We start from the raw sequence: 10,274 nt of genomic DNA, 5'->3' as shown, positions 1-10,274 counted from the left end.
AGCGGCGCGACATCGTCGTGAACATCCCGCTTGGCCGGCTCGGAACGGCTGACGATATCGCAAAAGCTTGCCTGTTTCTGGTCTCAGACCTGTCCGACTACGTGACGGGGCTCATTCTCGACGTCAACGGCGGCCGATTCATGCACTGAAAAGACAGTCCGCACGGCCCTGCGGATCGATGCGACGACGAAACATTGGAGGCGACGCATGCTCAGGATCAATTCCGGACAAGACGAGGCTCCGCTTGCGCATGGGGCGGCGCTTCCACCATTTCGTCGTGAATTTCCAGCGCCTTCTTCAGCGATCGAAAGCGTGCATCGTCCCGCCTGTTCGATATGGGACACCCCCCGCGAGTTCCAGCCAGATGCCTTGTTGAAGTCAGGGATCAAGGATGAAGCGGTTGCCTCCTACCTGTCAGACACCCGCCCGCTCTATGACGCCGCCAAGCGTTGCGTTAGCCAGCTTTCGGGAATCCTGCTTCTGCTCCAGACCGACAGCCTCGACCGCAACCGCAACGATCTCTTGCTGGCGTCGGTGACAAGGCAGTTGCGCGAGGCAACCGACCGGCTGGGTGCGGTGAAGGCGCCGCCGACAGCGGCCCGCCACCAAGCCGCGCTAGCCGATCTGCTTGTGCTTCTCGGCCGGATACTCTCGCGGCTTGATCGTCTTGCCGATCTCATTGATCCGGCAAGTCCCGATCTCGATGCCGTCGTTGACGCGCTTTTTTTCGCGCAGCGGTCGCTGCGGATGGTTTCGGAACCTTCCGCCGGACTGACGCCCGTGGATTTCAGGGCGGCCTGCTGCAACTGCCGACCCGCGAAAAATTAACCGGCTGGATCAAGGGAGGAAACCGGTGTCACTCTATTCGATCTACGTCCTCGAGTACGGCTACGTGCCCGAATACCACAAGAGCGGCGTCATCTACGGCGCCCACAATGAAGGCTATGTCAAGCTGCCCTACTGCTACGCCGTCATCAAGGGAGACGGTTGGGCCGCGATGGTCGACGTCGGTTACAACGACCGCGACTATGGGAACTATCTTGGCATGCTGTTCAATGTCCAGAACTGGCGCGGACCGCGCGAGGTTCTTGCCGAAATCGGATTGACGCCGGAAGACATCAACGCGGTCTTTATCACGCACGCGCATTTCGATCATTTCGGCAATGTTGATGCATTTCCCAATGCCACCTTCTACGTCCAGAAGAAGGAGCTGCAGGAATGGATCTGGGCGATGTCGCTGCCGGACCGCATGCGCTGGATCCTGTCCGGCATCGATACGGCGGATATCCTGCGTGGTGTGCAGCTGGCGCGCGACAAACGCCTGATCGCGGTCGATGGTGCCATGGAAAACGTCTTCCCCGGCATCGATCTTCACGTCGCCTATGACAGCCATACCTTCGCATGCATGTGGGTGACGGTGCGCAATGATGGCAAGACGGATTCCCAGGACACCTGGGTGCTTGCCGGTGATCTTGTTTACCAGTTCGAGAACCTGAACGGCGCCTCCGAACAGCTCAAGATCGACGACATGTATCTCCCGGTCGGCCTGGCCACCGGCAGCCAGATCAATCTGATCATGGCCACCGAAGCCATGATGAAACAGGTCGGCCATGAGTCTCGACGGGTCATACCCGTTCACGAGTCGCGGCTCGAACAGACATTCCCGTCCCGGCTCTCCAGCCAGAAGCTGCGGATCAGCGAAATCTGTCTGGCCAGCGGAGCAAGATCCGCACTGCTTTAACGGACAAGTTCGATGCCGCGAATCCGCAGAAGGACAAGACACGTGGAAAAGCTTTCAGACAAGCCGAAGCCGGTCACGGCCTTAGGAGAAGGTGCATCCGGACCGAGCAGTTGGTTTGCCTCAGCTGGCGGGCCGACCGCGGGTATCGCGGCGGCAACGCTGGTCCTGTTCGTCTTCGGCGGCCTGATCGCCCCGCAAAGTCTTGGCACCGGCGCGATGAGCGGAATGCTGCCCTTTGCCGCCATCCTGGCCCTCATCAGCCTGGGCCAAACGATGGTCATCCAGCAGGGCGGCATCGATCTGTCCGTGCCGGGGATGGTTTCGCTCAGCGCTGTCATCGTCTGCTACTTCGCGGAGAGCCAACCCGATGCCGAGGGCAGTGTTGCCCTGGCCCTCTTCTACGCTTTCGCCGCTGCGGCGGTAGCGGGGCTGATCAGCGGCCTGCTCGTCAGCAAGGTTCGTGTTGCGCCCATCGTTGCCACGATCGGCATGAACGCGCTGCTCTACGGCCTGAACGTCAAGATTTCAGGCGGCACACCGGTGTCTGTGCCCGGGTCGATAGCAGCGTTCGCCAACGGTAAGATCTTTGGCATCACGCAGCTCGCCTATTTGGCAGTAGCGATGGCTATCGTCGTCATTTTCGTCGTCAAGGCGACGACCTTCGGGCGCAATTTCGAGGCTGTCGGCGCAAACATCAGGGCCGCACGCGCGGCAGGTATCGTCGCTGACCGCTACCAGATCGCCGCGTATGTGGGTGCGAGCCTGTTTTATGCGGCAGGCGGCATTCTGCTCGGCGGCCTTATGCAGCTGCCAAGTCCGCAGCAGGGCGACAACTACCTGATGCCGTCGATCGCCGCGACGGTTCTGGGTGGAACCTCGCTGTTTGGCGGCAAGGGCAATTTGGCGGCAACCGTGATCGCCGCCCTCTTTCTCACACAGCTGCAACAATTGGTGCTGACGACGGGCGCCAGCATCGGCGTTCAATACCTTTTCCAAGGTGCCGCGATCCTGGTTGGGGTCGGCATCTATGGTCTGAATTTTCGCAATCTCAGGCGGGCAATCAGCTTGAGGAACAGGTCGACCGCATGATGTCGGCGGCCAAGGGAATAAACAGTTTCAACGCTGTCCATCACGGGCAGGTTGGAGAACAGCAACCAAACTTCGTTGGGAGGAAATGATGAAGTCTTATCTTGGATTAAACGCGATATCGGGCGCCGCGCTCGCCCTGTCGGCCTTTGCAACTGTCTCACCGCTGTCGATCACACAAGCCGGCGCCGCGGATTGGTGCAAGGGCATCGCCGGTGGTGTCTTCTGCGCCGAACCAGCGGCGACGCCGCCGAGCTTCTGCGGAACGAAGGAAATCTCCGTCGCGCTGGCGGATGGCTTCGCCCAGAACCCCTGGCGGCAGATGACGACGGCCGCTGCGATCAACGAGGCCAGCCAGTGCCCGAATGTCACCGGCTGGGATCATACCGACGGACAGGGTAACACCCAGAAGGCAATCTCCGACCTCAGCGGTCTCGCGGCACGCGGCGTCAATGCCATTGTCGTGTTCCCCGATGCCGGACCAGCCATGTTGCCGGCGATCCGCGATGCCTTCAAGCAAGGCAGCACCGTCGTCCCCTACCGGGCCCGTGTCGGCGGCGAGGAAGGCAAGGATTACAGCGTTTTCGTCGGCACGAACTTCCACCAGGATGGCGTCGACTGGGGCAAATGGATGGCCAAGGCCCTCAACGGCAAGGGAAATGTCGCCTACCTCGGCGGGCCTGCCGGAACCAGTCAGAGCCGTGAGCGCGCTGATGGCATCCTCGAAGCTTTCAAGGACTATCCGGGCATCGTCCAGATCGGACAGAAGCCGTTCGAAGTGACGAATTGGGATTCCAGCATGGTCGCCAAATCGCTGGGCGCGCTAATTGCCCAGTATCCGCAGATCGACGGTGTGATCGCGGACCTCAGCATGGGCGTTGTCGCCTCGGGCGTTTTCGAACGGGCTGGTCGGCCACTTCCGCTGATCGCCGGTGAAGACGCCAACGTGTTCGGCTGCACCTGGAAGAAGCTGCACGATGCCGACGCCAAGTCCGCCTTCCAGTACACGACAAACAGCGCCGAGCAGTGGAACGTGCGTCTGGCCGTACGCTGGGCGATCGCTGAGGCAGCCGGCGGCAAGATGGATCAGCCGCTCGTCATAACCGACCCCAACGGCACCAAACATACGGTGGCTGAGGCCGGTGTGAAGGAAGTGACGAACTTCCAGCTCGAGGATTCGCTTGCCGGAACTGTTTTCTGCAATCCGAAGCTTCCGGAATCCGCTTCAAACGGCACCAGCCTGACTGACGAACAGGTCCTGGCAGCCCTCAAGGGCGGTCTCTGATCTCGAGCCAAACGGGGCGGGCTTCTGTCCGCCCCTTCATCTCCTCAAGGAGGATGATGGAAGTCACTTAGGAGGATCGACCCATGGCCACCGTCGAGCAGCTTCAGTCTGACATGGCAACGCCGACCAGTACTGCGTTGGACAGCCCGTTGGGATTGCGCATGCAAGGCGTGTGGAAGCGTTTCGGCCATGTCGTCGCCGTGAAGGACATTTCGTTTGTGGCCCGATGCGGCGAGGTTCATGCGCTTCTGGGAGAAAATGGCGCAGGCAAGTCGACATTGATGGGCATTGCCTCCGGCACTTTGAGCTACGATCAGGGCTCGATTGAAATATGTGGACAATCTGTAGATCGCTTTAGCGCGGCACAGGCGCAACGGCTCGGGCTCGCCATCGTGCATCAACATCCGGCGGTGCTTCCCGATCTGACGGTGGCTGAAAACCTGCTGCTTGCAGTTCCAGCAGCGCTTCGAACGGATTATGCCAATGACTGGGTAATCGCCCAACTCCGTCGTGTTGGCTCTGCCGTTCACCCCAAGACCCGGCTGTGCGATGTCGACATCGCGCAAAGCCAACTGATAGAACTTGCCAAGGCGCTTGCGATCGACCCAAAGATCCTCATTCTTGACGAACCCACCGCGGCTTTGACAGCCGACCTTGTCGACATCCTGTTTCGCAACGTGCGCGAAGCAGCGACTCGGGGCGCGGCGGTCATCTACATTTCGCATCGGCTGCAGGAAATCAGGCAGATCGCAGACACGGTCACCGTCATGCGTGACGGTGAAGTGAAGGGATCGGCACCGATGCGCGATGTCAGTGATGACCAAATCCTCAACCTCATTGTCGGACGCACCGTCACCAAGCAATTTCCGCTCAAATCAGCCGGTGTCTTGAATGGCGCAAGTATTCTTGAGGTCAAAGGGCTTTCGGGCGCTGATTTCGTAGACATCAATATGTCGGCGCGTGGCGGCGAGATCGTTGGTATCGCCGGCATTACCGGAAACGGCCAGAGCGACTTCCTGCGTTCGCTGGCAGGTCTTGGAAATGCCCGTGGAGCCGTCACTCTGGACGGGAAGACCGTGCCGCTCGGCAACCCGGGTGCCGCTCGTAGTGCCGGCATTATCTATCTGTCTCCCGACCGCCAGCATGAAGGCCTTTTTCCCAGTCTTTCCGTGCGCGAAAACGGTACCATCTCGGCCCTGTCACGTTTCGCGAACTTTGGCGTCGTGGACCGTCCGCTCGAACGGCGGCAAATGGAAGCCCAGCGAGTGGACTTGAACATTCGCGCGGCATCGATCGAGCAGAATGTCGCCACGCTGTCTGGCGGGAACCAGCAAAAGACGATCCTGTCACGAGCTCTCCTGGCAGAGGCTTCACTCGTGCTGGCAGAGGAGCCGACAGCCGGGGTTGACGTGGGTGCCCGCGCCGAAATCTATCGCATCCTGCGTGACGTCGCTTCGCGCGGGACATTGGTTGTGATCGTCTCATCCGATATTGTTGAGCTTGAGGGCGTATGCGACCGCGTGCTGGTCTTCTCCCGCGGGCACGTCGTGGGCGAACTCTCAGGCCAAGACGTCAACGAGGCCAATATCGGCCGGACCATGATAACGGCCACCACCCATCGCAAGACCGACCAGCAAGAACGAGACAGATTCGGCACTACGCGTTCATGGCTGCGAATGGTTGCTGCCGGCGACTATGTTCCAAGCTTCGTGCTTGCCGGGCTAATCGTGCTGCTGGGCGTGGTAGCGTCTGGCCACAACATTCGTTTCGTCTCAGGCTTCAACATCGAGAAGATCCTGTTCCTTTCCGCTGCGCTGGCGTTCGTCTCGTTTGGCCAGATGTGCGCAGTGTTCACCGGCAGGATCGATCTGTCGGTCGGTCCGTTGATCGGCTTGAGCCTCGTCATCGCGTCATTCTTCCTGAATGAAGGTGCCGGCATGGCAACGATAATCGTTGGCGTGTTGGCCGTTTTTGGCGCCGCAGCCCTCGTCGGCCTGACCAACGGGACTTTGGTTCGGTTCGGGAACTTCACCTCCGTTGCCGCCACGCTAGGGGTTTACATCATCATTCAGGGCATCTCGGTGTTGCTGAGGCCCTATCCCGATGGGGCCATCAGCGCCACCGTCATGGATACCATCAAAGCCACTATCGGCAGCATTCCGGTCGTGTTCATCGTCGCGTTGGTCCTGGCGATCATCCTCGAAGTCGGCTTGCGCTACAGCCGTTGGGGGATGAGCTTGCGCGCCGTTGGCTCCAACGAGAAAGCGGCGGCGCATATTGGTGTGCGCACAGGCTGGACCGTCGTCGGCGCGTTCATCGCCGGCAGCTTGCTCACAGCGCTTGGGGGCATGATGGTGGTGGCGCAGCTCGGCATCGGCGATCCCAATCAGGGCATCGAATACACGCTGGGCAGCATTGCCGCAGTGGTCCTCGGCGGAGCCAGTCTCTTTGGCGGACGCGGCAGCTTCATCGGCGTGCTGCTTGGCGCCGTCCTGATCCAGGAAGTCAATTCGTCGATGGTTTTCCTGGGCCTGTCGCAAGCCTGGCAATATTGGTTCATCGGCTTGCTGACGCTGATCGCAGTAGCAGTCTATTCTCAGGCCCGGTCAGCGTCCATTGAGAGGCCGTGAAACGAACTGCCGCAGACTGGAGATACGACGTCGAGTGCGCGAAGATCCGAAAAAAAGCGCGAAATCTCCCCCAACCGCATGTCGACGCTTCCCGTCACTTGATGATGCCGATCTTCTTGCGACCAGATTTCGGTCAGTTGTCTGACGGCTTTCGGCAACGCCTTTTCGAGGTGCAAGCATACCGTCATCTTTTCTTCCGCTCTCGTGCTGACCGGGCGTTTTGCGTCCTAAAGTGGGCCAGAATTTCGGGCCCTATGCACGATTAGTTTTTGCTTGTGAACGCGCAGGCGATTTGTAACTTGTCCCACGAGCCGGTCCGGCAACGGTGGTTCACAAGATGGCCGACAGGAACATTCCCATGGACCACCCATGCCTCTGAAAGCTGCCGCTCATGTCGAGGCCATGTCCGCCTTTGCCTTGGCAAGTTTCGGCGGCTGCGACCGGACAACCCTTGCCCAGAACGAGAGCGCTTTCCCACCCAGCCCCAGGGCGATCACCGCCGGCCAGGACGCGATTGCCCGCAGCCATCTCTATCCTGATCCGGACTGGACTGCACTGCGCAAGGCGATCGCGCAGGCCTATGGGATCGATCCCAATCTGATCTTGTGCGGCGCCGGTTCGATGGACCTGATCAGCTGCACCATCGCGGCCTTTGCGGGACGAGGCGACGAGGTGCTGGGCACGGCCTATGCCTATAATTTCGCAGCCTCCGCCGCCGCGCGTGTTGGTGCGGCCTACATCAAGGCGGCAGAGCACGATTTCACCGTTTCGACCGGCAGCATCCTGGCTGCCATCACGCCGGCAACGCGGGTCGCGTTCGTCTGCAATCCCGGCAATCCGACCGGCACCCGCATCCGCAACGCCGAGCTGCTGCGCTTGCGCGCCGCCTTGCCGCAGGATGTGCTTCTGGTGATCGACCAGGCCTATGGCGAGTTCGACGACCAAGACCCCGAACCGATCTTTGCGCTGGTCGCGCGTGGCGATACGGTCGTGCTGCGCACGCTTTCCAAAGCCTATGGCCTGGCCGGCGCGCGCGTTGGCTGGGGGGTGTTTCCGCCTTCGGTCGCGGCCGGAGTGCGCAAGATGCAGAACTCCAACCAGGTCACAATGACAAGCCTAGCAATGGCCGTCGCGGCCGTGGAGGACCAGGCCTATATGCGAGAAACCGTGGCCCGCACAGCGAGGATTCGCGACCAGTTCGCGCATGAGCTGAGGGCTAAAGGATATGACGTCCCGGAGAGCCGGACGAACTTCGTGCTGATCCGCTTCTCCGACGAAGCCGCCGCGGAGGCCGCAGAGAAGGCCTTATGGGGCGCCGATATCATTGTGCGCGGCCTGGGCGGCTACGGCCTCACGGACTGTTTGCGCGCGACGGTCGGCCCGCAAGAGATAATGGATCGGGCACTGCGCATACTGATCGACATGCACGGCGGATAGTGTTGGCTACCGCATGTTTTGCGACAGAAGCCTCGGGAGACTTGAGAGATGCCGTATTTGCCTGCCCGTGACTTTATCGGCTATGGCGACAAGCCGCCTGCCGCGCAGTGGCCCGGCGGCGCCAAGCTGGCGCTCAACATCGTCGTCAACTATGAGGAAGGCGCCGAATACAGCATCGACGAGGGCGACGGCGTCTCCGAGGCGATTCTGTCGGATCTTGCCGTGTCTCCGGCGGTGCCGGGTCTGCGCAACCGCAATATGGAATCGCTCTACGAATATGGCTCACGCGTCGGCATCTGGCGGCTCGCCTCGCTGTTTCAGGACAAGGACGTCATCCCGACATTCTACGTGGTGGGGCGCGCGCTCGAGCTCAATCCGGCGGCCGGCAAGGCGATCGCAGCACTTGGCAGTGACATCGTCTGCCATGGCTGGCGCTGGATCGATTACGCGCCGTTGAGCGAGGCCGAGGAGCGCAATCACATCGCGATGACCGTGGATACCGTCGAGAGCCTGACCGGCATTCGCCCGCTCGGCTGGTACACCGGCCGGCCCAGCCTCAACACAAGGCGGCTGGTGGCCGAACATGGCGGCTTCCTCTACGATTGCGACGACTACAATGACGACCTGCCCTATTTCGTCGACGTCGATGCCAAGCGGCATCTGGTGGTGCCGCATAGTTTCGACAACAATGACAGCCGGTTCTCGCGCGGCTCCGGCCTGGAGACAGGCAGCCAGTTCTTCGAATATGTCAGCGATGGTGTGGACTGGCTGCTGGCCGAAGCGGAACGGACGCCACGCATGATGACAGTGTCGCTGCACTGCCGGCTGGCAGCACGGCCGGGCCGCATGATCGGGCTCGCCCGCTTCCTCGACAAGATCAAGGCCAATCCAGACATCTGGATTTGCCGCCGCTCGGACCTTGCCCAACATTGGCTGGATCGGTTCGGCGGCTGACGCCATCAACCGGACCGGTCGGGCGAAGCCTTCACCCGTCCGTCAGTGAACGCGCTATTTGTTTGGAATCTCGTAGACCTTGCCGTACCAGGGCACGGCATCGATTTGATCGAGCGCCATGACGTAGAGCACATTCTCGTCGGGTTAGAAGGCAAAGTTCGGCACGGATGGCGACGGCACTGAAAGCGTGCGCCGCAGCTTGCCGCCCTCATCGACGACGAGGATCTTGCCTGGCGCACCGAGCGAGCGTGGGCTCTGGCCGATATACATCTCGCCCGCCTTGTCCATCTTGATGCCGTCAGGCCAGATGTGCGGCTGGTTCGGGAACAGATCATCGAGGCGCAGGAAGACGCGGCGGTTGTTCAGGGGCGTGATCGGGCTGGACATCGAACTCGATGATGATCCGGTTGTCCTCGGTCTCGACCAGATAGAGCATCTTGCCGTCGTTCGAGATGACGAGACCATTGGCGTTGTGCAGGTCGCGGCATCGATCAACGGCCCGCCCTTGCCGGAGCCGGTGAAATAGATGCCACCATCCTTGTCGGGCGCGAAATCATTCGGTCCGCTGAACGGATTGCCGTCCGTGTCCTTGTCATAGGCCGGCAGCGACTTGCCGTCGGCGAAGATGCGGCCGATCGTGTTGTTGTCATAACAAGTAACGAGGAACTCGCCGGTCGTTGTCGGCAGTACAGCCGAAGGGCCGCAGCCGTCCATCTTCCAGAAGATCGCGTTCTTCTTGCCGTCCCACACGTCCACGGAGCCGCGGCCGTGTTCAACGTAGAAGAGCTTGTCCTGATACCAGATCGGACCTTCGGCAAGCCACGCATCGTCATTGATCGCTTTGACGTTCGCCGCGTGCGTGAAGGACGTGAGAATGAGGGCAAACATGGTGCCCAGCAGATGCCGTTTGATCATGCGATCCCCCTTTGTTTTCAGGTGGTCGAAAATCTTCCTCGTTCAGCTCCGCCGGCGTCTCCGGCCGGCTTCGGTTTTCGTCAGTTGGCTCACTGGGCGAACGGGTGGCCGAGCTTCTACGAGCGCAGCCGCTTGCCCTCGGGGTCGAATGGCGGATGCGGCAGCAGGATTGCCTCATGCGGCCTTCCCAGTATGGCGACCGAGACCTTGTCGCCGGCCTTGGCGG

9 protein-coding genes are annotated in these 10,274 nt (G+C 60.8%); 8 read left to right on the top strand and 1 reads right to left on the bottom strand.

The annotated features are described in order from the left end of the window. From EN984_RS09880 to EN984_RS09845, 8 genes are all read left to right on the top strand, one after another. Window positions 1-149, top strand: a 149-nt coding sequence (locus EN984_RS09880; protein WP_127383721.1) for an SDR family oxidoreductase, incomplete at its 5' end; no start/stop codon positions are given. Window positions 150-372: 223 nt separating this feature from the next. After that, window positions 373-828, top strand: a complete 456-nt coding sequence (locus EN984_RS09875; RefSeq protein WP_127269012.1) for a hypothetical protein — start codon at window positions 373-375, stop codon at window positions 826-828. Between the two features lie 25 nt (window positions 829-853). Further along, window positions 854-1,741 carry an N-acyl homoserine lactonase family protein gene (locus tag EN984_RS09870; protein ID WP_127269013.1) on the top strand — a complete coding sequence of 296 codons (888 nt, stop codon included), beginning with the start codon at window positions 854-856 and terminating at the stop codon, window positions 1,739-1,741. A gap of 42 nt (window positions 1,742-1,783) precedes the next feature. Further along, window positions 1,784-2,830 (top strand): ABC transporter permease, encoded by a 1,047-nt coding sequence (locus EN984_RS09865; RefSeq protein WP_127386678.1) that lies wholly within the window; start codon window positions 1,784-1,786, stop codon window positions 2,828-2,830. 88 nt (window positions 2,831-2,918) lie between these two features. Then, window positions 2,919-4,112 carry a substrate-binding domain-containing protein gene (locus tag EN984_RS09860; protein ID WP_164748731.1) on the top strand — a complete coding sequence of 398 codons (1,194 nt, stop codon included), beginning with the start codon at window positions 2,919-2,921 and terminating at the stop codon, window positions 4,110-4,112. A gap of 83 nt (window positions 4,113-4,195) precedes the next feature. Further along, window positions 4,196-6,742: an ATP-binding cassette domain-containing protein gene (locus EN984_RS09855; RefSeq protein ID WP_206517115.1), complete on the top strand. Its 2,547-nt coding sequence runs from the start codon at window positions 4,196-4,198 to the stop codon at window positions 6,740-6,742. Window positions 6,743-7,111: 369 nt separating this feature from the next. Continuing rightward, window positions 7,112-8,179 carry a histidinol-phosphate transaminase gene (locus EN984_RS09850; RefSeq protein WP_236382674.1) on the top strand — a complete coding sequence of 356 codons (1,068 nt, stop codon included), beginning with the start codon at window positions 7,112-7,114 and terminating at the stop codon, window positions 8,177-8,179. Between the two features lie 48 nt (window positions 8,180-8,227). Beyond that, window positions 8,228-9,133, top strand: coding sequence for an allantoinase PuuE (locus EN984_RS09845; protein WP_127267675.1), 906 nt, complete (start codon window positions 8,228-8,230; stop codon window positions 9,131-9,133). Between the two features lie 144 nt (window positions 9,134-9,277). On the opposite strand, the gene EN984_RS09840 is transcribed toward EN984_RS09845, so the two are convergent. Next, window positions 9,278-10,048 carry an SMP-30/gluconolactonase/LRE family protein gene (locus EN984_RS09840; RefSeq protein ID WP_127267676.1) on the bottom strand — a complete coding sequence of 257 codons (771 nt, stop codon included), beginning with the start codon at window positions 10,046-10,048 and terminating at the stop codon, window positions 9,278-9,280. Between the last annotated feature and the right edge of the window lie 226 nt (window positions 10,049-10,274).

It is taken from the genome of Mesorhizobium sp. M7A.F.Ca.CA.004.12.1.1, from assembly GCF_003997835.1.
Lineage (GTDB): Bacteria > Pseudomonadota > Alphaproteobacteria > Rhizobiales > Rhizobiaceae > Mesorhizobium.
The sequence above is the reverse complement of the archived record's forward strand: the minus strand, read 5'-3'. Positions and strand labels throughout refer to the sequence as shown.